This window comes from Bradyrhizobium sp. SRS-191, assembly GCF_024586915.1.
Taxonomy (GTDB): Bacteria; Pseudomonadota; Alphaproteobacteria; order Rhizobiales; family Xanthobacteraceae; genus Bradyrhizobium.
This window is the reverse complement of the sequence record NZ_JANBVS010000004.1, coordinates 410,328-432,221: the sequence shown is the minus strand read 5'-3', so window position 1 is coordinate 432,221 and position 21,894 is coordinate 410,328. Positions and strand designations below refer to the sequence as shown.

Here is a 21,894-nt window from a genome sequence, read left to right as displayed (position 1 = left end):
GGCGCGGCAGGTCTGGATCGTCTCCTGCACCGCGTTGACGTCGAACACGCCCGGACGCGCCGGGATGATGACCATGGTCGCGTTCTTGATCGCATCCTCGACCACGGCCGAGATGGTCGGCGGCGTATCGATCAGCACCCACTCGACGCCGTCGCGGCGGGCGGCGGAGACGATCGCGCTCACCGAGTTCACGGCCGTCTTGATCGGCGGCTCGTTGGTGCCGCGCAGCTTGTGCCAAAGCGTCAGCGACCCCTGGGGGTCGGCATCGATGAGCAGACAGGACTTGCTCGCCTTGATCTGCGCAGCGAGATGGGCGGCCAGGGTGCTCTTGCCTGAACCGCCCTTACGCGATGCGAAAACAATAACGTTCATCACTTGGCCTCCAGATTGACCCCGGCCGCGAAAATGAATCAGCGGACTGATTCGCGGAAGATAAATTTAGCGATTGCTAAGGCGTAACTCCTGATTGCTGAAACGCATTGGTTTTTGAGTCACACCATCGGCAGAAAAGCAGCACATCGGCTTCGCGTTCCCTCGACAACATCCGGTCATGCTCGCCGGCATTTGCATGCTGAAGCTGTAAGCGCGCCGCGCCGCTCCGAGCGCCGCCGGCGATGTCGTCGAACAGCTTGCCCGAGGATGGCGGCTTGAAACCCATCCGTTTAAATACGGTGGCGACGTCGCCATCGATCTTCGGCAGCGCCGTCGAGCGCGATCACGTCGCCGCATGATCGGTTCATCGCGGCCGCCGGGGCGCTGACGACCATTGCGCTCAGGACCGATAACCGCGCCACCTGCTCCGCTGTCGTCCCTGCGAACGCAGGAACCCATACCGCGGAATCCAAGTTTGACGCGCAACTGCCAGTCATCATCTCACCAGGGCCGATGGTTATGGGTCCCTGCCTTCGCAGGGACGACAGCGGTGTTGGTGAGGCGTCGGTGCCCTCCATAAGCGTTGCTCCATGACTGCAATGACGATCGGCACATGCGATGGCACGCCCCCGCAATCTCGCGGCGCCGGACGCCCGAGGTGTTCCGCCACTTGCCCTCGAAGCGCGAGGGCGCAGGGAATGCCGGGTGAAGGCCTCACCCATGGCCCGCCTGCAACAAGAAAAGCAGGCGGCAGTCACCACAGGTTCAGCCGAGCATCCGGCATTCCCTGCGCGATGGGCTTACGATTTATACGCGATCTCCCTGGGGATCGGCGTTCTTGCCCCCATCGCCCGCGCGTGCCCCTAGGCAACGCTGCCGGACTTGACCTCAGCGACGAGAGGCCAGGACCACACGACTTCATCGTCCGCGACGGATCAGTCGTCGCGCTAAAGCGCCTGATCCACCACGGCCACCGCATCCCCGCCCCACGTATCGTGACGACCGCGCGTACGCCCCTTCGCATCGGGACGGGATGCGCGGATAAGACCATTGATTTGGGGGGGGGCGTCAAGAATTTTTCTGGAAAACGGAAGAGAGTGCGGAGCCCGGCAGCCAAGACGCAGGAAGAGAGTTGATGGAGTTCGCCGCGGAGGTCGCCCCCGTCGGGGAACGAGCAACTCATTCTCGCCGCGCAACTCACAGCATGCGAATTTTACATACGGCTGGGTTACTTCGAGGAAGGAGCGGCGTTCGATGATGCGGGCATTCCACAGTGATGATGCGCAAGAAATTGCAGCTGTGAAGCTCCGCCGCTGTTTGGCTGCGGAATCAAAGACCGGGACAAGGCCGCTTGATCGCAAGAGCCGTTAGGAAGAAGGTATCGGTTTGTTGCCGCTCCAGCAGTTCGCTGGTTGGTCGAACCGATCAGCGCGTAGGGCGGATCAGCCAAGCGTGATTCGCCGTTTGATAGTCAAGGCCGTCGGACGAATGGGTCAGTAGCCGCTCAAGGCGCTCGCGAGGGACAATCGAATGTTCCTCGCTAATCTTGCTCGAAGAGGGCGGATTGCGCTGGCGCGAATCCGTCCTACGACTAACGAAATTTTGGCCTTCTTCCGGTAACGAACGGCAACTCATCTTGGAAGCGGTCGGGACAACGGCAGCCAATCGCTGTTGGATGGTCGAGCGTCCTGCCCAAAATACGCCACACCGAATATCAAAATGAGCGCGCCAATTGCCCACAGCGCAAGAATAAAAAACGTACGAAACGTATCACCGAAGCTCGTGGGCTCCCAATTCGATTGGGGACCATCCGGATATTGGTATGACGTATTGATAGATGGCGGCTGTCCCGGCGGAGCCGGAGGCGCGAGAGGGGCAAGAACAAAGCCCTCCCTCTCCTTTACCGCAACCGGCGGCTTCAACGGATAGCCCTGGTATTGTCGAGATCCGCTTGTCATTGTAGGCCCCTCCGGAGCTCACGTGACGCGTTTCAAGTGTGAATGCTTATAGGCGTTACTACAAGAGAGATCACTCCGCTATTCTCCTAATTTATCTCACGTGACAGTGTTTGACTGCATCAAATGCACCAAACGGTGCTCATCTCCACTGAGGCTCATCGCTCCTGAAAAATCACGAAGCCGAAAGTGCTTTCTGTATGTCCGCCAGATCCTCTATTGACTCGTTCGCCTTGCGGTCAGCTCGACTCATTACTTCGGTGCCTCATCGTGGTCCGATGCATGCATCACGTGATACATGACGCGGCACGCACCGCCTTACTCTTCGTAGATGGGCCACGCACGCGTATGCCTATAGTTGAATTCACACCTAAATCGGCTCGTGAAAAGCAAGGTCAGATCAAAGGATTCGATGCCCTACGTCAAAAACGTTGAAGGAATGGGTCAGCGCGTAGGGCGGATCAGCGCAGCGTGATCCGCCGTTTCATCGTTAAGGCCGTCGAACGAATTGGTCAGAGGCCGCTCAAAGGGCCCACAGGGACAATCGAATGTCCGGAATACTTGCTTCGGAGATGGCGGATTACGCTGGCGCTAATCCGCCCTACGACACCGCCGTCGGCCGGGACATGGATCCCCGCCGGACATGGCTAATACGTGCCGCGCCCCCGGCAAACGATCGAGATGTCATTGATTTTGGTACAGTTGGGTGGGCTCGAACCACCGACCTCCTGTTCCACAGACAGGCGCTCTAACCAACTGAGCTACAACTGCATCCGCAACGGGCAGAGCCCCGCGAGAGGGGGCGCCCGAACGGGCCGGAAACTAGGTGCAACGGGGAGATTTGGCAAGTCCGAGAACGGATAAAGTCTCCCGCCTCCCCGGCGTTTTTTGCCGCCTTTGTGAGCGCTTCCGCACGCCTGCCCACAATGCGGGCTCAAAATGGATCGAGCCCGGAGGCGGAAGCGCGCCGGGCTCGGGATTGTTGGCCGTTCATGCCGGCGCCCGCACCGCAGGCGCCGGGCGGGGCGATCTCAGGCCGCCGGCTTGAACAGCTTGGTGGCGCTTTCCTTGATCGGCTCGACCGTCTCGGTCGCGACCTTCTGGCCGAGCTCGCCGAGCTCCTTGGCCTGGGCGGTGAAGGCCTCGAACTGCTTGCGGGCGAAGCCGGCCCACAGCTCCATCGCCTCCGACGGCGACTTCACGCTGAACAGCTCCTGGGCGAAGTCGAGCGAGGCCGTCGTATTGGCCTTGCTGAACTCCATCACCTTGGACGAATAGGCGCCGGCGCCCTTGCTGGCGTTGGCGAAGAACGCCTCGATGGCCGAATTGTGCGTCTCGGCCGCGTCCTTGAACTTGGCGTAGTTCTCGCGAGCCTGGGACACGCCCTTCTCGGCGAGCGCACGCACCTGCTCGGGAACCTCGAACGGGATGATCGATGCAGAGAAAGGATCGGTGGCATTGGTCATGGCATGCATCCTTGGGAACATTTAAGGCTGAATCGTCCCGGCAACGAGACGTCACTTCGGATCACGCAGAGGAACCGCCCCTGGGAGGTAACAACCTCGCGTAGAGCTATATCGTGTCGAATTTGTGCAACGCAACGACTAATTCCGATATCTGGAACTCTTTGTCGCGGGCCACCGTCGAGCAGACCAACTGCTCAATCCGAGCGTGCCGAGAGAGGCTCAAGCGCTCTCGTCGCTCGCGCCTTCTTGGTCTCACGCCTTGGGCTTGGCGGCGTCGACCGCGGCCTTGCTGATCGCCTGGCCCATCTCGGTCGCCTGCTCGGCCAGCGATCGCATCTGCCCCTGGATGTAGTCTGTGTGCAGCCTGAGCACCTCGGGCAGATCCTTGGCGTGCACCAGCGACTGGGCGTAGTCGAGCGAGGATTGCACATTCTTCTCGGCATAGGACAGGACCTTGGCCCCGATGTCCTTGGCGCCCGCGCGCACCGTGGCGCCGCGCTCCTCGAGCGAGCCGGCGGTGGCTTCGGCGCCGGCCAGGAATTTCTCGAACGTCTGCCTGGCCTGGTCGAAGCCGGCCTCCGCCATGGCGCGCATGTCTTTCGGAATCTCGAATCGGCGACCGTCGTCCGTCATCTGTCCCTCTTCCTGTTGGCCGAAGCCTGTTGGCCGAAGCGGCCCCGAGACGCGTCCCCGTCAGGGGGCGCAGGTCGGCTTTACGGCCGGTCCGCGGTGCATCGTGACCGCCTGGGGCGCGTTTGCAATGCAAAAGGCCGGCGGCGGCCGGGTTCTGTGCGCCGAGGGCGGGCCGAGGAACACATTAAGGTTATCCAAGCTTTAGCACGACGTCGCGCCGGCCGGGCCGTGGACCTCTGCCCTCAAAACGCGCGATAGTAACGAATTCTTAACGCTGCCGGTTCCGGCCGCCGATGAAAGTCAGAAGAGCCCTTCGCCTTTGCCCATGACCCACGCCGATCTCGAATTGCAGGTCCTGAGCGATCCCCGGCTGGCGGTCCACGCCGCGGGCAGCCTGCCGGCCTGGCTGTGGTCGGCCGATGGCAGCCGCGTGCTCTGGTCGAATGCCATGGGGGCGCGGGTGTTCGGCGCGACCCATGCCACGGCGCTGAGCGCCAGGACGTTCGGCCCAGCCGATCAGCATCGCCGCCAGATCGCACAATTGGCGCGACGGTTGCCGGAGAGCGGTGCGCTCCGGCTCGAACGGCTGCGCGGTTTCGGCGCCCCCCTCGGCACGCTCGCGACCTGCGGCTGCGCGAGGCTCGATTTCCCGGACGGCACCCGCGCCGTGCTGATCACCAGCACCGACAGCACCGGGCGCGGCATTCCGCTGGCTGAGCGTCTCAGGCGACTTGTCGAGAGCAGCGAGCATCCTCTGATTGCGTTCACCCACGACGGCCTGTTCGCCGGCATCAGCACGTCAGGGCGACGCCTGTTCGGCATGCACGACTTGAGCGATCCAGCCTTTGCCGCAGCCCGACGCTCGGCGCTCGCCGATGGTCTTGCCGAGGTGACGCTCGGCACTGAGCGCGCCGTGCTGTGCCGTGTCGGCAGCGGCAACCAGACCGGACTGGTCGCGATGCCCGTGCCGGCCGGACCTGAAGAGATCGACGCGTCGAACCCGGCGCCCATATCCGATGCAGAGTCCGTTCCCGATGCCTCCCCGGCCCCGATCGACATCGCCGGCCCGGATGCGGCCGAGACTCCGCCTGCTCCTTCGATGGACGACATGACTGAACGCCACAGCGACTATGAAGCTCCCGCTTTGTCGAACGAAGCGCCGGCTGAATTCCTCCTGATCGACGACCCTGCCGAGGCCGAGCTGTTCGAGCCGCAGCCGCTGGTGTCGCAGACCACGGCCGACATGCATCCCTCCGCATTCGCGCCGCCACAGGCCGCAACCAGTGAGGACCGCGCGACAGAGCTTGCCGCGTCGCCGATGCGGCAGGCGGACGACGACTCCGCCATCGTTTCGGATGATGCGTCGACGCGCGCGCGCCGCCATCCGCTGCGCTTCTCCTGGGAGATGGATGCCGAAGGACGGTTCTCGGTCGGCTCCGAGGAGTTCGTCCGACTGATCGGTGCGCGGAGCGCCACGCAGCTCGGCCGGCTTTGGCACGACATCACGGACACGCTCGGCCTCGATCCGGATGGCCTCGTCAGCGCCGCCATCGAGTCGCGTCAGACCTGGAGCAACCTCGCCGTGATGTGGCCCACCGACGGCGGCGAGAGTCTCGCCGTCGAACTCTCTGGACTGCCGGTCCTCACCCGCGACCAGACCTATTCCGGCTATCGTGGCTTCGGCGTCTGTCGCGATCTCGATACTCTGAACCGGTTGGAGGCGCTGCGGCCGGGCACGGCCGAGGCGTCGCAGGGCGGCGGAACAGATCCTGCTCCCGCCGATGCCGCGCCGACGGAACGTGCTCAATCCGACCATGGGCCGGCCGCAGATGCGCCGCCGCGGCAGGACAACATCACGCTGTCTGCCCGGGATGCTTCCATCACGACGGACGCGTCCCACATTGATGGTGTCGGCTTGGAAGCGGCCGGAAACGTCGTGCCGTTCCGCGCCCCCGGTGAGAGCAAGCTTCCGGCGCTGACGCCGGTGGAGAACAATGCGTTTCATGAACTTGCGCGCCAGCTGTCAGCCCGGCTCGAAGGTGAAGTCCGCAGCACGTCCGCCGACCTTTCCGGCACGGCGTTTGAGCCGGCACCGCGCGTGAGTGATCCTCTTGGACCAGCTCCGCACGAGGAGATGCCGGCGAGGGCCGAGGCGACGAGCGAGCCTGGCGCCGGGCTGCAGACCGAATGGCTGACGCCCGAAGCGCCGCCGGCCCAGGGCGACAGCCAGCGCGACCGCATCCTGCTCGATCTCTTGCCGACGGGCATGCTGATCTACCGGCTCGACCGGCTGCTCTACGCCAATCCCGCGTTCTTCAAGCAGATGGGCTATGCCGACCTGCCGGCGCTCGAGCAGGCCGGTGGCCTCGATGCGCTCTATGTCGAGCCCGGCGGCTCGGGATCGTCAAACAAATCTGAAACCGGCACGCCGGTGACGATCTCGGCGGCAGACGGCTCCTCCAGCGAGGAGGTCAAGGCCGAGGCGCGCCTGTTCACGATCACCTGGGACGGCGACACCGCGCACGCCTTGATCTTCGCGCCGACGCACGGCCCCGCAGCTGCGCTGCCGCCCACCACGGACGCCGCGCCGGCGCCTCCGCCCGCAGCAGCACCGACCGCGCTCGTCGTGCCTCCGCCTGCTGCGGCCGGTCACGCGGAGGCCGAGGACCTCGCTGCCATCCTCGACGTCACCGCCGAGGGCATCCTGATGTTCGATGCCGGCGGCAACATTCACGCCTGCAATCGCAGCGCGGAGGCCTTGTTCGGCTATGACGGCGCCGAGCTCGTTCGTCGCAACCTCATCGAGCTGTTCGCCCCCGAGAGCGCGCGTCTGGTGCTGGACTATCTCGATTGCGTTCAAGAGGCCGGTGCGTCGGGCGTGCTGGATCAGGGCCACGAGGTGCTCGGCAAGATCGCCCAGGGCGGCACCATCCCGCTGTCGATGACGATCGGCCGCACCCGGCCGGAGGGTCCAAATTTCTTCGCGGTGTTCCGCGATCTGTCCCAGCTCCGCCGCGGCGAGAACGAATTGCTGCAGGCCCGGCGCGTCGCCGACCGCGCGGCCAATGCCAAGGCCGACATGCTGGCGCGGATCAGCCATGAGGTGCGCGCGCCGCTGAACGCGATCATCGGCTTTGCCGAGGTGATGATCGGCGAGCGCTTCGGCACGCTCGGCAACACGCGCTATGCCGAATACATGAAGGACATCCGCGCCTCCGGCGAGCGCGTGGTGTCGCTGATCGACGATCTGCTCGAACTGTCGCGCATCGAGACCGGCAAGCTCGAGCTCGCCTTCACCAGCCAGAACCTCAACGAGCTCGTCGAGAGCTGCGTCGCCGTGATGCAGCCGCAGGCGAACCGGGCGCGCATCATCATCCGCACCTCGCTGTCGCAGGCGCTGCCGCCCGTGATCGCCGATGCGAGGGCGCTGCGCCAGATCGCCACGAACCTGATCTCGGCCTCGATCTCGCTCGCCAATGCCGGCGGCCAGGTCATCGTCTCGACCGCGACATCGGATTTCGGCGAGGTGGTGCTGCGCGTGCGCGACACCGGTCATGGGCTGAACGATCAGGCCGTGGCCGCAGCGCTCGAGCCGTTCCGCGCGGCCGCGGGCGCCGAGCTGAGCTCCGAGGGCGCGGGTCTCAGCCTGTCGCTCACCAAGGCTCTGGTCGAGGCCAACCGCGCGCAATTCCACGTCAAGGCGGCGCCGAAATCCGGCACGCTGATGGAGGTGGTGTTCTCGCGCGCGGTGGCGCGCAATCAGAGCACGGGCTGAGCCGATCCCGCGGAACGGATCGCCAGCGCGCGCAGCTTGAGGCCGAGCAGCAGCGGACCGAACGCGAGCACGAAGCCCGAGAAGGCGATGATCCAGGCGAAGGCGGCCACGTGCAGCAGGACGTCCGCATGCGCCGGTGCCAGCACCGCGCAGACCCGCGTCAGCGCCGCAACGATGATCCCGAGATAGATCGCCTGCGTCGCGACCGAAGCCGTCAGCGCCTGTCCGGTGTGGCCGAGCGTGGCGCGCGTCATCACGGCGAGCGTCATGATCCCCGCAGCCCCGACCATCCAGGCATGCAGGCCGGCGCTCGGCAGAATCCATCCGAGGCTCGCCGCCGCGTTGAGCAGGAAGCCGAGCGGCACGAAGGCGTAGCCGACATGCAGGATCACCAGCAGCCGCTCGCGCAGCGTCCGGTCGCCGGCCCAGCGCGCCAGCCTCACCGCATGCAGCACGCCGGCGACGACGAGCGCAGCGCCAGTGATTGCGTTGTCCGGCGCCACGATCCAGCCGAGCAGGCTCAGTGCACTGAACACCACGATGACCATGTCGAAGCGGCCGAACGGCGCCGGCAGCCGGCCGGGATTGTGCTTCACCAGCCAGTTGCGCGTGAAGCTCGGCGTGATGCGGCCACCGATCAGGGCCAGCAGCAGCACGATCACGGCCACGCCGACGCGGATCGCATAGTCCGCCGCGCCGTGCAGATGCGCCTCGAGGTGGAAGGCGACGTTGCCGGCGAGCAGGATGCCGACCATGGCGACCACCGGCAGGTTCCGCCAATTGCGCCCGGCTGCAATCTCACGCGCGGCGGCGAGGACGACCAGCAGCAGGAAGCTGGCATCGATCAGCAGCGCAGCCCACCAGGGGCCGGCGGCGGAGAAGGTGACGGCGAGACGTCCGGCCAGCCAGACGATAACAAGCGTGAGCAGCGGCAGGCCACGGATCGGCAACCGTCCCGTCCAGTTCGGTATCGCCGTGAACAGGAAGCCGGTGACGATGGCCGGTAGATAGCCGTAGAGCATTTCATGGACGTGCCAGTCGCGCGGCGCGAACGCCGAGCCCAGCTTCAGCTCGCCATAATAGGCCGGCAGCCAGACCAGGATCGCGAGCGCGGCCTGGATCGCACCGAGCAGGAAGAACGGACGGAAGCCGTTGGCGAGAACGGTCCAGCCTTGATAGTTGCGCGGAATGGCCATTGGCATGCTCGCTCGAAGTCGACGGGAACCGCGCCGATCGTGGCGCCTCCCCCGATGTAGTTGCGCATGGCTCGCGGCGGATTGCGCCAGCACAAACTTCCGGCGGATCGCGAAATCGTGGTATTGAGCGCGCGCGAATTATGCCGTGCCCGGCCCGGAGAACATCATGGCTTCCATCGACCGCTCGCTGGTCGCGCATCTGCCGCTGTTTGCGGGGCTCTCCACCGACGACCTCACCGAGGTCTTGCGTGAAGCCCGCTCCATGCGTGTTCCGCGCAACGGCGCGGTGTTCGAGCAGGGCGCCGATGCGACCTCGTTCTTCCTGCTGCTGCACGGCCATGTCCGCGCCAGCAAGACGACGCCGACCGGCGACCAGATCGTGGTGCGCTACGTCGTGCCCGGTGACACGTTCGGCGTCGCGCCGGCGATCGGCCTGCAGCATTATCCGGCGACGGCCACCGCGGTCGACGACAGCATCGTGCTGGCCTGGCCCTCGGCCGCATGGCCGCGCCTCGTCGCAAAGTTCCCGTCACTCGCCGCGAATACGCTGCAGACGGTCGGCCAGCGGCTGCAGGAAACCCATGCCCGCGTCATCGAGATGTCGACGCAGCAGGTCGAGCAGCGCATCGCGCACGCGCTGCTGCGGCTCGCCAACCAGGCCGGCCGCAAGCTCGATCACGGCGTCCAGATCGACTTTCCGATCAGCCGGCAGGATATCGCGCAGATGACCGGCACGACGCTGCACACGGTGAGCCGGATCCTATCCGGCTGGGAGCAGCAGGGCCTCGTCGAAAGCGGCCGGCAGAAGATCGTGCTGCGGGAGCCGCACAAGATCGTGCTGCTGGCGGAACAGAGCTCCGACGCGTCGGCATCGCGCTCCTGATCAGGCGCCGGCGCACAGCGCCGTGAGAAACGCGTCGGGATCGACGCCGTGCTCGCGGCAGGCATCCGCGACATTGTGGAAACAGGCGATCGGGCAGCCGACACAGCGCATCTGGAACGCGAGAAAGACGCGGATCGTCTCCGGCTTGCGCCGCATGACGTCGTCGACCAGTTCATCAAAGGTGATAGGCATGCGCGCCTCCATTCGAACGTGAATGGTAACCGGCGCGGCCTGCCTCGTCTTTGTCGCGGCACAAGCAGTGCGGCAGGCTTGCTACACGGCGCGGCTGTGCAACTGCTTCGACGCATCGAGATGCGCATCGAAGGCCGCAGCCACGCTGCGCACCAGGAACCGGGAATGCTCGGTCACCGCCAGCGCGCTGCCGTTGAGCTCGACCACGCCGTCCGAGATCAGCGACTGCAGCCGCGGCGCCGATTGCAGCATCGCATCGGTTGCCGTGCCGTGCCGCGTGCAGATCACGTCGAGATCGACGCCATAGTCGCACATGATGCGCTCGATGATGTCGGCCCGCAGCCGATCATCATCGGTCAGGCCATAGCCCTTCACCGTGGCGAGGCTGCCGGAGGCGATCTTCTCCTCATAGGCGCGCACCTGCGGCGCGTTCTGGACATAGCCCTGCGGCAGCTGGCCGATGGCCGAGGCGCCGAAGCCGAGCAGCAGGTCGTTGGCGTCGGTGGTATAGCCCTGGAAATTCCGATGCAGCCGGCCTTCGCGGGAGGCGATCGTCATGGGATCGGTCGGCAAGGCGAAATGGTCGAGACCGATCTGGACGTAGCCGGCGTCCTTCAGCGTATCGCTGATCGCACACGCCTGATCGTAGCGCTCCAGACTGTCGGGCAGCGACGAATCCGGGATCTTGCGCTGATGCGTCTTGAACGACGGCACATGCGCATAGCCGAACACGGACAGCCGGTCCGGGCGCAGCTCGACGGCACGCTGCACCGTGTCCAGACAGGAGGCGACGGTCTGGTGCGGCAGCCCGTAGATCAGGTCGAAATTGACGCCGGCCACGCCGGCCCTGCGCAGCCCCGTGGTCGCCGCGGCGGTCTGCTCGAAGCTCTGCACCCGGTTGATCGCCTTCTGGACCACGGGATCGAAGCTCTGCACGCCGAGGCTTGCGCGGTTGACGCCGCTCGTCCCGAGCGCATCGATCATCGCCGGCGTCAGCGTGCGCGGATCGATCTCGATCGCGATCTCGGCCGTCGGCAGCACGAAGAAGGAATGACGCAGCGAGCCGACCAGATCGACGAAGGAGTCCGGCGTCATGATCGTGGGCGTGCCGCCGCCGAAATGAATGTGCCCGACCGGCAGCCGGCGGCCGATCTGGCGCGCCACCATGTCGATCTCGCAGCGCAGCGCGGACTCATAGACGGCGATCGGCTCGTCGCGCTTGGCGACCATGGTGTTGCAGCCGCAATACCAGCACATCGAGCGGCAGAACGGCACATGCAGGTACAGCGATGCCGTCGCGTTCGCGGGGATCGCGCGCAGCCACTCGGCGTAAGTGGAGGGGCCGACTGCGGTCGAGAAATGGGGCGCCGTCGGGTAGCTGGTGTAGCGCGGGAGGCGCTCCTGTCCGTAGCATGCGGCGAGATCTGGTCTCATGTCCTGTCCACCTGAGTTGAGGCGTGTTTGACACAAGGCAATGGAGCCGACCTTGAGCTTCCTCAAAGACGCAGCCAGCAGGTGCCCCGTCGGATTGCCAGTAAAATCCCGGCTTTCGCCATCGACATTGCGCTTCATCAAAGTCGCCGGCCGTTTTGGCGGGGATCATCGGCTTGCCCCCGATTCGAGGAAACCGCAATGGAAGCTCTGGACCTGCTCATTCGCTTGTTTGCTGTCCTCACCGATATCCGCGGCCATATTCCTCAATCAGACGGGTTCGAATCCTTTCGCGACGACTCGGTGCCGTCAGGCCTGCTCGGCAACCTCGCGATGTTCATGACGACGCTGTTCTGTGTCGCGGCCGCAGTGGCGTTCGTCGTCCTGCTGGCGGTGCGCTGGCTGAGCTGACGAACCGTCAGCCAGGCAAACGACCTGGAGCCAGGACGGCACCTTCGCGCCGTTCGCGCAGCTGAGTTGCCGTGTCGTCCTTTGTCTTCCTTGAGATGTCTTCCTTCCCATGCCGCTCGTGTCCGCGCTTCCGGGCGACGACTTAGCATTGATCTCAATGCGCGGGGCCTATCAGCACGCTGGCGTCTTCGTTCTCTGCACGTCGGAATCGAAAGAGAGCACCGCCGATGCAACTCATTGGCGGCTCGCCGCGCTTGTGCTGGCGCGACACGCGCGTGGGGCCACCGGCTGCCTTCGCAAACGCACGATTGATTGTTGCAGCACAAACAAGCCGGGTTCCAACAGGCGCATGCTGTTTGCGGCACACAACAGATCCAAACGAAGGAGCGATCCATGTTGACCCGCCGCACCGCCCTGCTCAGTGCAGCCATCGCCGCGATGATGCTTGCGGCTCCCGCTGTTGCCGAAGACCTCAAGCTGCCCCGCCAGAAGGTCGATCTGGTCGCCCCGCCGTTCGTGCATGCGCATGAGCAGGCGACCAAGCAGGGGCCGAAGATCATGGAGTTCAAGCTCGTGGTCCAGGAGAAGAAGATGGTGATCGACGAGAAGGGCACCACCTTCCAGGCCATGACGTTCAACGGCTCGATGCCGGGCCCGCTGATGGTCGTGCACGAGGGCGACTATGTCGAGGTGACGCTGGTCAACCCGGCCACCAACACCATGCCGCACAACATCGACTTCCATTCGGCGACCGGTGCGCTCGGTGGCGGCGCGCTGACGCTGATCAATCCGGGCGAGCAGGTGGTGCTACGCTGGAAGGCGACGCGAACCGGCGTGTTCGTCTATCACTGCGCCCCGGGCGGACCGATGATCCCCTGGCACGTCGTCTCCGGCATGAACGGCGCCGTGATGGTGCTGCCGCGCGATGGCCTCAACGATGGACGCGGCCATGCGCTGCGCTACGACCGCGTCTACTACATCGGCGAGCAGGACCTGTACGTCCCGCGCGACGAGAAGGGCAATTTCAAGTCCTACGACTCGCCCGGCGAAGCCTATAGCGACACCGAGGAGGTCATGCGCAGGCTGACGCCGACCCATGTCGTGTTCAACGGCAAGGCCGGCGCGCTCACCGGCAAGAATGCGCTGACCGCCAATGTCGGCGAGAACGTCCTGATCGTCCACTCGCAGGCCAATCGTGACAGCCGCCCGCATTTGATCGGCGGCCACGGCGACTACGTCTGGGAGACTGGAAAGTTCTCCAATGCGCCGGAGACGGGGCTTGAGACGTGGTTCATCCGCGGTGGCTCGGCCGGTGCCGCGCTCTACAAATTCCTGCAGCCCGGCATCTACGCCTATGTCACCCACAATCTGATCGAGGCGGCCAATCTCGGCGCCACCGCGCATTTCAAGGTCGAAGGCAAGTGGAACGACGACCTGATGACCCAGGTGAAAGCTCCGGCCGACATTCCGACCGGCTCGACCAACTGATGAGCGCTCATCACTCACGACCCTGAAATCAAGACACTGGGGGCCGGTGCACCGGCCCCCGCCATCTCCGATGTGCCGCCATGCTTGTCGCCTTCAAGATCAAACTCGCTCTCGCCTGCATCGTCGGCGTCGCCGGCCCGACCGCCCTCGCCCCGATCGTCGCAAGCCTCCAAACTCCCGCCAGCTTCGACGGCCCGGCGCTCACGGAGATCGCGCCCAGCACGCTCCGCTATCGCGACTCCGGCGATCATCTGCGCGACGGACGGCCCGCCGAAGCCCCCGTCACCGCGATCCGCTTTGATCGTCCGCTTGCGATCATGACCCACCAGGTCAGCGCAGCCGACTATCAGGCCTGCGTCGAAGCCCGTGCGTGCCGCGCGCTGGATCGCGACGTCGCCATCGCCATCGACCGGCCGGCTGTGCAGGTCAGCTGGCTCGATGCCCTCGCCTATGCCGAGTGGCTGTCCCTCAAGACCGGTCACACCTATCGCCTGCCGACCGACGCCGAATGGGCCCATGCGGCCGGCAGCCGCTTCAAGGACGATGGCGTCGCGGTCGATGATTCCGACCCCTCGCGGCGCTGGATCGTCCGCTACGAGCGGGAAGCGGCGCTGCCCGATGACCCGAAGCCGCGCAGCTTCGGCAGCTTCGGCCTCAACGAGCATGGCGTTGCCGATCTGGCCGGCAATGTCTGGGAATGGACCTCGACCTGCTTCACCCGCAAGCTGCAGGATCAAGCAGGGCACGTCATCAAGACGGTCAGCAATTGCGGCGTGCGGCTCGCCGAGGGCGCGCACCGGGCCTATGTGACCGATTTCATCCGCGACGCGCGCGCCGGCGGCTGCGCTTCGGGGACGCCGCCGGCCAACCTCGGCTTCCGCCTGGTCCGCGAGCAACCCGCGTGGAGCCAGCGCATGGCGCAGCGGCTCAGCCGCTTGATGCGAACCTTCCGCGCCTGACCCGATAGCTCCGGGATTCAATCCCCGTCGGGTCGGCGCACCGCCGCCGGTGTCCTGGCACTGGCACAAATGACAGTCACCCAAAATCAACTTTCGGTTGCGACAATCGAGCTACAAACGTTACAAAATTGCATGAAAGACGCGGTGAGCGGACCAGGAGGCGAGCGTGGTTTCTCGACATCCGCCGGTCTTCTTCACGTCCGACCTGCATGGGTACGGCATCGGCAATACCAGCTGGTTCGACGACAATTCGCCGCGCGCGCTGGCCGGGCGGTGCCTCGTCGATGCGCTCGAATATCTGCTGAAAACGCCGAAATTTCCCGCCAAGGATTGGCATGTGGTGAATGCCAATGCCGCGCGCATCGTCCATCAATGCCTGACCGATCCCGCATTGGCGCGCCGGGACATCCTCGATCGGGTCACGCGACACATCGAAGAGATCTGTGCGTGCATCGTCGCCAGCCGGCAATACCGCATTCCGTTCTACGGCGATGATTTCTGGGACTGGGCCAGCGTCGTCGACGCGTTCTGCGAACTGCAGAGCGTCTCGGCCACTGCGGCACAGGTCGCAAAGCGAGAGCTCGATCAGTTTCGCCGAACGGTCCACATCCGCATGCCGAGCGGGCTTGCGGTCGGCGATCCCGATCAGGAGTGGTTTGGTCCGGGGGTCGCGACGCGCGCCCATCATCTGCTGGATACGCGCGCGGCAGGCTTCGACCCGGATCTGCGCCACGAGCTGCAGGCCCAGGCCCTCGAGCGGATCGATCGCGGCCGGTATCGCGGACGGCAGGTGTCGCCGTGGCAGCTCAGCTGGCACTATGGCCAGGTCGTCGGCGAATTTCAGCGCGCCGCGAGCGAGCAGGCGGCGGAGCTGGCGGATTTCGCCTGGCTGGCCGTGCCGCTCGACACCGGCAAGCGCGCCCTCGTTCTCGCACGCATCCTGCAGGGCGCCGGCGCGATCAAGGACAGGCGAACCGTCCTCCAGACGCTGGAGGAGCTCCATCGCTGCGAGACGCCCGGCCGTCCGCTTGGCCAGGGCGTCATCGGCGCCAGCATCGAGGCCTCCCTCGACGTGCTCGAGGCGTTGTGGCAGCAGCTCGACGAGCGCGACAAGGCCAACATCAACGCGATGCTCGACGCGCTGCGCTTCCTTCACGCCAAGGCCAACACGATCGGCTTTGTCGTCAGCACACCTGATGACATCGAAGGCCTGATCCAGGCGATGGGACCGGGCACGCTGATCGAACAGCGCAACGCCGCACGCGCGATCATCCGTCACTCCTGCTTCCATGCGGTGATCTGCCTCGGGCGATCCATGACCGAGGTGGCCAGCGCGACGGCAGTCGCGATCGCGGAGCACGGCGCAAGATGGGTGATCATGCCGGGCCGCGCGCATGCGCTCGGCCCGGCGCTGGCGCAGGCAACCCAGGGCGCCCGCTTCGTCGGCGCCGGCCCGGGCGATCTGGTGATTGCGACGGCGGTCGCGCCGTTCCGGATCGAGATCCAGCTACGGGATGCGCTGAGCATTGCCGAGCCGCCATTTCCGAGCGAAGGCGGCCTGATCATCCCGGCCAACCCGGAGCTCTGCCGCCTTGCGCATGAGGCGGCGACGACCATGCTCGACGAGATCGGCGTGTTCTTCGAAGGGATGACGGTGACTCGCAACGGTGGCGGCACCGACGCCGATATTTCGGCGGCCGTCCCGGGTGCCCTCGCGACCGACGAGACGGCCTATGTGACCGGGCTGATCTGCCTCAGCCACGGCATCCCCTGCCTCGTACTTCAGAGCCTGGAGATGCCGTCCCAGGCTCATACGAGCCCGCGCCCCAGTGCGGCCTGCAGGCTCGCGGTCAAGGTCGCCGAGATGCTGTGCCGGCGCTGGTAGTCGCGCTCAGCTGTTCTTCAACGCGACGCGGAATTCGGCTTCGGTCTTGGCCTTCACTTCGTCGAGCGTCACGCCGTCGGCGAGCTCGATCAGCGCCATGCCGTCATTGCCGTGCTTGTCGATGGTGAACACGGCGAGATCCGTGACCACCATGTCGACGACGCGCTCGCCGGTCAGCGGCAGATTGCACTGCTTGAGCAGCTTCGGCCCGTCCTTGGCGCTGTGCTCCATGACGACGACCACGCGCTTGACGCCGGCGACGAGATCCATCGCGCCGCCCATGCCCTTGACCATCTTGCCGGGGATCATCCAGTTGGCGAGGTCGCCGTTCTGGGCGACCTGCATGGCGCCGAGGATGGAGAGGTCGATGTGGCCGCCGCGGACCATCGCGAAGGAATCGGCGGACGAGAAATAGCTGGTGATCGGCAGCTCGGTGACGGTCTGCTTGCCGGCATTGATGAGGTCGGGATCCTCCTCGCCCTCATAGGGGAACGGACCCATGCCGAGCATGCCGTTCTCGCTCTGCAACGCCACGTCGACGCCCGGCGGGATGTAGTTGGAGACCAGCGTCGGAATGCCGATGCCGAGATTGACGTAGTAGCCGTCCCGCAGCTCCTTGGCGGCACGCGCCGCCATCTGCTCTCGCGTCCAGGCCATCAGACTTCCTCCCCGGCTGCAGCGGCGGCTTCACGTTTGCGCACGGTGCGCTGCTCGATGCGCTTGAGCGCGGTTCCAACCTGGATGATGCGCTTCACGAAGATGCCCGGCGTATGGATATGATCGGGGTCGATCTGGCCGGCCGGCAGGAGATGCTCGACCTCAGCGACCGTCACCTTGGCCGCCGTGGCCATCATCGGATTGAAGTTGCGCGCGGTCTTCCGGTAGACGAGGTTGCCGGCGGTGTCGCCCTTCCAGGCGTGCACGATCGCGATGTCGGCAAACAGCCCGCGCTCCATCAGATATTTCTCGCCGTCGAATTCGCGCACTTCCTTGCCTTCGGCGACCAGCGTGCCGACGCCGGTCTTGGTGAAGAAGGCCGGGATGCCGGCACCGCCGGCGCGGATGCGCTCGGCCAGGGTGCCCTGCGGGCAGAATTCCAGCTCCAGTTCGCCGGCCAGATATTGCTGTGCGAACAGCTTATTCTCGCCGACATAGGACGAGATCATCTTCTTGATCTGCCGCGTCTCCAGCAGTCGGCTGAGGCCGATGCCATCCACGCCCGCATTGTTGGAGATGACGGTGAGGTTCTTCACCCCGGACTCACGGATGGCGTCAGACAGCGTTTCGGCGATGCCGCAAAGGCCAAACCCGCCGGACATGATGGTCATGCCGTCCTTGAGAAGGCCCGCAAGGGCGGATTTGGCGTCCGGATAGACCTTGTTCATACGGGAATGACCTGATGGAAAGCGACGACGGCGCGGATATCGACCGGATTATTAGGCGAAATCTTCGCAATGCGTCAATGATGCCTTCCCAACGGGCATGTCCTGCATTAGCAGTCGCACCGGCACGCGGCCCCGGAATGATCCGGGGGCTGCGATTCGGGGCCTCCGCCCTAATCCAGCCACACCCGCGGCGTGGCCTTGAAAGCGTCAAGAAAACGCATCAAGTTGTTGATGTTGGCAAGGGTTTTCGGCGCGCCCTGCCCATCCTCCTTCAACAGCGATCCGACGACCCCAGGACATGTCCGTGACCATGGCCCAAGGAATGAGGCGGCTCGGCACACCGATTGCGGTGCTGCTCGGCATCGCCTTCGTGGGCCTGCTTGCAAGCTCCTGGCTGGTCAATCGTGAGGCACTGCGGCACGCCGTCGAGACGCAGATCCGCGCCGTGACCGGGCTCGAGCTCGTCGTCAAAGGTCACATCGACGTCTCCTTGTTCCCGGGCAGCTACGTCTCGTTTCACGATGTCGGCCTCAAGGGCAGCGGCGCCGACGATCCGGCGCTGCGCGTCGACGTGCTGACCGCCAATCTGCAATTGCTGCCGCTGCTGTTGCAGCGCTTCGAGATCGCCGACGTCATGATGCTGCGGCCGCAGATCAACGTGACACGCGAGGCCGACGGCAACAGCAATTGGACGCCCTTCATCGAAACCATCGCGCGGACCATGCGGCCGGGTCCCGACAGCCAGATGTCGTTCTCGGAGATCCGCATCCAGGACGGCATCCTGGTCTACGAAGACGGCAGCCATCATGCCTCCGAGCGGCTCGACGACATCGACCTGTCGCTGGCCTGGCCCTCGATCTCGCGCTCGTTCGCTGCGACCGGGCAATTCGACTGGCGCGGCCAGCGCATCGAGGGCTCGATCAGCGTCAGCGATTTTCTGGCGGCGCTGTCGGGTGACCGCTCCGGCCTGAAGATGCGTCTGGCCAGCCCGCCGCTAAAAGTCGCGTTCGACGGGACGGTCGCCAACCGCACCAGTGCGCTGATGGAAGGCACGCTCACGGTCGACAGCCCGTCGCTGCGCGATGCGCTGCGCTGGACCGGGCAGACGCCGCTCGGCGGCGGCGGCTTCGGCCGCTTTGCGCTGCGCGCGCGCGCCAATGTCGTCGGCGCCTCGGTCGCGCTCACCAACGTCAATGTCGAGCTCGACGGCAATACGGCCGAGGGCGTGATGACCTACGCCAACAATGGCCGGCAGGCGCTGCAGGCCACGCTGGCCGCCGATGCGCTCGACTTCACGCCGTACATCTCGACCTTCCGGCTGCTCGCCAATGGCGCGCGCGATTGGAACCGGCAGCTGTTCGACCTCAAGGCGCTGTCGACCACCGACCTCGACATGCGGCTATCGGCCGCAAAGGTCACCGTGGGGTCCTCGAAACTCGGACGCACGGCGTTCGGCGCCAATCTGCGCAACGGCGTGCTCGCATTGTCGGTGGGCGAAGCGCAGATGTATGGCGGCATCGTGCGCGGCTCGTTCGGCATTGCGCGCGCCGATACGGTCGCCGACGTCAAGGCCGAGCTGCAATTCAACGATGTCGACCTGCAGGCCTGCGCCAACGAGATGTTCGGCATGTCCTCGCTGTCCGGTCGCGGCAATCTCAACGTCTCGCTGACGGCCTCGGGCTCGAGCCCGTTCGGGCTTGCGCAATCGCTCGACGGCAGCGCCACTCTGCAGGGCCGCGACGGCGCGATCTCGGGCTTCAACGTCGAGCAGCTGCTGAAGCGGCTGGAGCGCAGCCCGCTGTCGCGCGGCGGCAATTTCCGCACGGGATCGACGCCTTACGACTCGCTGACGGTCGCCGTGAAGTTCGCCGACGGAGTTGCCACCGCGGACGATATCCGCGTCGAGAGCCCGACCGCGCGGATCACCATGACCGGCACGGCATCGGTGCCGAGCCGCGAATACGACTTCAAGGGCGTGGCGAGCCTGCTGTCGGCAGGCAATGCCGGCAACGGCTTCGAGTTGCCGTTCGTCGTGCAGGGTCCGTGGGAAGATCCGCTGATCTTCCCCGATCCGGAAAGCCTGATCCGCCGTGCGCCGGCGGCGGCGCCGCTGCTCGACGCCGTGAAGGACCGCAAGACCCGGGACGCCGTGCGCTCGGTGCTGGAGCGCTTCACCGGCGGCGGGCTGCGTCCTGCTCAGCAGGACAATGCGCCGCAGGCCGATGCTCCCGCGAGCGAAAGTCCCACAAAACAGAACTGATCACCGCCCGCGTTAAGCGTGATCGCGCGACGGCCGTGGCCCCGACCTATGTCTGATATATTACTTCTGGATCGCATCTGGTCCCTGCGCTAGTGTCCGCCCACAACCGATCAAGCAAGATCGGCGGATCAGGGAGAGACACGTGAAATCCAGGGGAATGGGTGCGCTTTCAATCGCAGTAGCCGCCGGGCTTTTTTGCGCTGCAGCACCAGCCGTCGCTCAGGACACCATCACGATCTGGTGGAGCAAGGGCTTCTACAAGTCCGAGGACGATGCGCTGCTCAACGTCGTCAAGAAGTTCGAAGCCAAGACCGGCATCAAGGTCGAGCTGTCGCAATACGCGATCCAGGACATGATTCCGAAGACGGTCGCCGCGCTCGATTCCGGCACCGTGCCTGATGTCGCCTATGCCGACACCTATGACGTCCAGGCGCAGGGCAAGTGGGCTTACGAAGGCAAGCTCGAAGATCTCACCGACATCCTGGAGCCGATGAAGTCGGCGTTCGCCCCGAACACGATCGAGACCGCCTATCTCTTCAACAACGTCACCAAGAAGAAGGCCTATTACGGCTTCCCGCTGAAGCAGCAGAGCATGCACGTCCAGATCTGGGGCGACCTGCTGGAGAAGGCCGGCTTCAAGCAGGCCGACATCCCGACCAAGTGGGAAGATTACTGGACGTTCTGGTGCGACAAGGTGCAGCCAGGCATCCGCAAGGCGACCGGTCAGCGCCTGTACGGCGTCGGACAGCCGATGGGCGTGGAGTCGACCGACTCGTTCCAGTCGTTCTACACCTTCATGGACGCCTACAACGTCAAGCTGGTCGATGACGACGGCAAGCTCCTGGTCGACGATCCCAAGGTGCGCGAAGGCCTCATCAAGGCACTGAAGGACTATACCGACACCTACATCAAGGGCTGCACGCCGCCGTCCTCGACGACCTGGAAGGACCCGGACAACAACGTCGCCTTCCACAACAAGACCATCGTGATGACCCACAACTTCACGATCTCGATCGCGGCCAAGTGGTTCGAGGATTCGACCAACCCGGCGCTGACGCCCGAGCAGCGCGCCGCCGGCAAGAAGGCCTATGAGGAGGACATCATCACCGCGTCCTTCCCCAACAAGCCCGACGGCACGCCGATCAAGTATCGCTCCGACGTCAAGACCGGCCTCATCTTCGCCAATGCGCCGCACAAGGCTCAGGCCAAGGAGTTCATCAAGTTCCTGATGCAGGAAGAGAACCTCGGACCCTACGTCGAGGGCGCGCTCGGTCGCTGGTTCCCGGTGACGACCGCCGGCCAGAAGAGCCCGTTCTGGCAGGCCGACCGCCATCGCAAGGCCGTCTACACCCAGTTCACCGGCGGCACCACGCCGTTCGACTTCACCAAGAACTACAAGTTCACGATTCTCAACAACGAGAACGTCTGGGCGAAGGCGATGAACCGCGTGGTCAGCGAGAAGGTGCCGGTCGAGAAGGCGGTCGACGAACTGATTGCGCGCCTCAAGGAAGTCGCGGGCTAGTCTCTCGCATCGCGATGCACTAGCCTGACGTTCTGACAAAGACTGCCGGCCGCAGCCCATGCGGCCGGTTTGGTTATCGGC

16 protein-coding genes and 1 tRNA gene are annotated in these 21,894 nt (G+C 65.0%); 8 read left to right on the top strand and 9 right to left on the bottom strand.

The features are described 5' to 3' along the window. The 4 genes from NLR35_RS10770 to NLR35_RS10755 form a co-directional block, all read right to left on the bottom strand. On the bottom strand, window positions 1–372 hold a 372-nt coding region (locus tag NLR35_RS10770), incomplete at its 3' end, for a ParA family protein (RefSeq protein WP_257166524.1). 2,649 nt (window positions 373–3,021) lie between these two features. Beyond that, window positions 3,022–3,098: transfer RNA gene (locus tag NLR35_RS10765), tRNA-His, on the bottom strand. Window positions 3,099–3,358: 260 nt separating this feature from the next. After that, complete coding sequence (locus tag NLR35_RS10760) at window positions 3,359–3,793, bottom strand: phasin (RefSeq protein ID WP_257166523.1); 435 nt, start codon at window positions 3,791–3,793, stop codon at window positions 3,359–3,361. 252 nt (window positions 3,794–4,045) lie between these two features. Beyond that, window positions 4,046–4,426 (bottom strand): phasin, encoded by a 381-nt coding sequence (locus tag NLR35_RS10755; RefSeq protein ID WP_257166522.1) that lies wholly within the window; start codon window positions 4,424–4,426, stop codon window positions 4,046–4,048. Between the two features lie 325 nt (window positions 4,427–4,751). Here NLR35_RS10755 and NLR35_RS10750 point away from each other — a divergent pair, with 325 nt between their 5' ends. Next, window positions 4,752–8,201, top strand: coding sequence for a PAS domain S-box protein (locus NLR35_RS10750; protein ID WP_257166521.1), 3,450 nt, complete (start codon window positions 4,752–4,754; stop codon window positions 8,199–8,201). On the opposite strand, the gene NLR35_RS10745 is transcribed toward NLR35_RS10750, so the two are convergent. Next, the gene (locus NLR35_RS10745; protein WP_374940804.1) at window positions 8,186–9,403 is read right to left on the bottom strand and encodes an NnrS family protein; all 1,218 of its coding nucleotides are present in this window, start codon (window positions 9,401–9,403) and stop codon (window positions 8,186–8,188) included. The two genes, NLR35_RS10750 and NLR35_RS10745, sit on opposite strands and share 16 nt — an antisense overlap. A 160-nt stretch (window positions 9,404–9,563) precedes the next feature. Here NLR35_RS10745 and NLR35_RS10740 point away from each other — a divergent pair, with 160 nt between their 5' ends. Then, on the top strand, window positions 9,564–10,280 hold the full coding sequence (locus NLR35_RS10740; protein ID WP_257166519.1) for a Crp/Fnr family transcriptional regulator: 717 nt from the start codon (window positions 9,564–9,566) through the stop codon (window positions 10,278–10,280). On the opposite strand, the gene NLR35_RS10735 is transcribed toward NLR35_RS10740, so the two are convergent. Both NLR35_RS10735 and hemN read right to left on the bottom strand, forming a co-directional pair. After that, window positions 10,281–10,472, bottom strand: coding sequence for a DUF1858 domain-containing protein (locus NLR35_RS10735; RefSeq protein WP_257166518.1), 192 nt, complete (start codon window positions 10,470–10,472; stop codon window positions 10,281–10,283). It lies immediately after the preceding gene. A gap of 81 nt (window positions 10,473–10,553) precedes the next feature. Continuing rightward, window positions 10,554–11,906, bottom strand: a complete 1,353-nt coding sequence (hemN, locus tag NLR35_RS10730) for an oxygen-independent coproporphyrinogen III oxidase (protein ID WP_257166517.1) — start codon at window positions 11,904–11,906, stop codon at window positions 10,554–10,556. Window positions 11,907–12,104: 198 nt separating this feature from the next. Here hemN and NLR35_RS10725 point away from each other — a divergent pair, with 198 nt between their 5' ends. From NLR35_RS10725 to NLR35_RS10710, 4 genes are all read left to right on the top strand, one after another. Further along, window positions 12,105–12,314 (top strand): hypothetical protein, encoded by a 210-nt coding sequence (locus NLR35_RS10725; RefSeq protein WP_257166516.1) that lies wholly within the window; start codon window positions 12,105–12,107, stop codon window positions 12,312–12,314. A 393-nt stretch (window positions 12,315–12,707) separates the two neighbouring features. Then, the gene (gene nirK, locus NLR35_RS10720) at window positions 12,708–13,802 is read left to right on the top strand and encodes a copper-containing nitrite reductase (RefSeq protein ID WP_257166515.1); all 1,095 of its coding nucleotides are present in this window, start codon (window positions 12,708–12,710) and stop codon (window positions 13,800–13,802) included. An 80-nt stretch (window positions 13,803–13,882) separates the two neighbouring features. Then, window positions 13,883–14,761 carry a formylglycine-generating enzyme family protein gene (locus tag NLR35_RS10715; RefSeq protein WP_257166514.1) on the top strand — a complete coding sequence of 293 codons (879 nt, stop codon included), beginning with the start codon at window positions 13,883–13,885 and terminating at the stop codon, window positions 14,759–14,761. A gap of 166 nt (window positions 14,762–14,927) precedes the next feature. Further along, entirely contained in the window at window positions 14,928–16,646 is a 1,719-nt protein-coding gene (locus NLR35_RS10710; RefSeq protein ID WP_257166513.1) for a hypothetical protein, read from the top strand. Window positions 16,647–16,652: 6 nt separating this feature from the next. Here NLR35_RS10710 and NLR35_RS10705 read toward each other — a convergent pair whose 3' ends face one another. Both NLR35_RS10705 and NLR35_RS10700 read right to left on the bottom strand, forming a co-directional pair. Next, a complete protein-coding gene (locus NLR35_RS10705) occupies window positions 16,653–17,303 on the bottom strand; it encodes a CoA transferase subunit B (RefSeq protein WP_257166512.1) in 651 nt (216 codons plus the stop codon). Beyond that, on the bottom strand, window positions 17,303–18,031 hold the full coding sequence (locus NLR35_RS10700; protein ID WP_257166511.1) for a CoA transferase subunit A: 729 nt from the start codon (window positions 18,029–18,031) through the stop codon (window positions 17,303–17,305). The genes NLR35_RS10705 and NLR35_RS10700 overlap by 1 nt, the downstream gene beginning before the upstream one ends. Before the next feature lie 310 nt (window positions 18,032–18,341). Here NLR35_RS10700 and NLR35_RS10695 point away from each other — a divergent pair, with 310 nt between their 5' ends. Further along, the gene (locus NLR35_RS10695) at window positions 18,342–20,291 is read left to right on the top strand and encodes an AsmA family protein (RefSeq protein ID WP_257166510.1); all 1,950 of its coding nucleotides are present in this window, start codon (window positions 18,342–18,344) and stop codon (window positions 20,289–20,291) included. Window positions 20,292–20,433: 142 nt separating this feature from the next. Continuing rightward, complete coding sequence (locus tag NLR35_RS10690) at window positions 20,434–21,813, top strand: ABC transporter substrate-binding protein (RefSeq protein ID WP_257166509.1); 1,380 nt, start codon at window positions 20,434–20,436, stop codon at window positions 21,811–21,813. The last annotated feature ends 81 nt before the right edge of the window (window positions 21,814–21,894 follow it).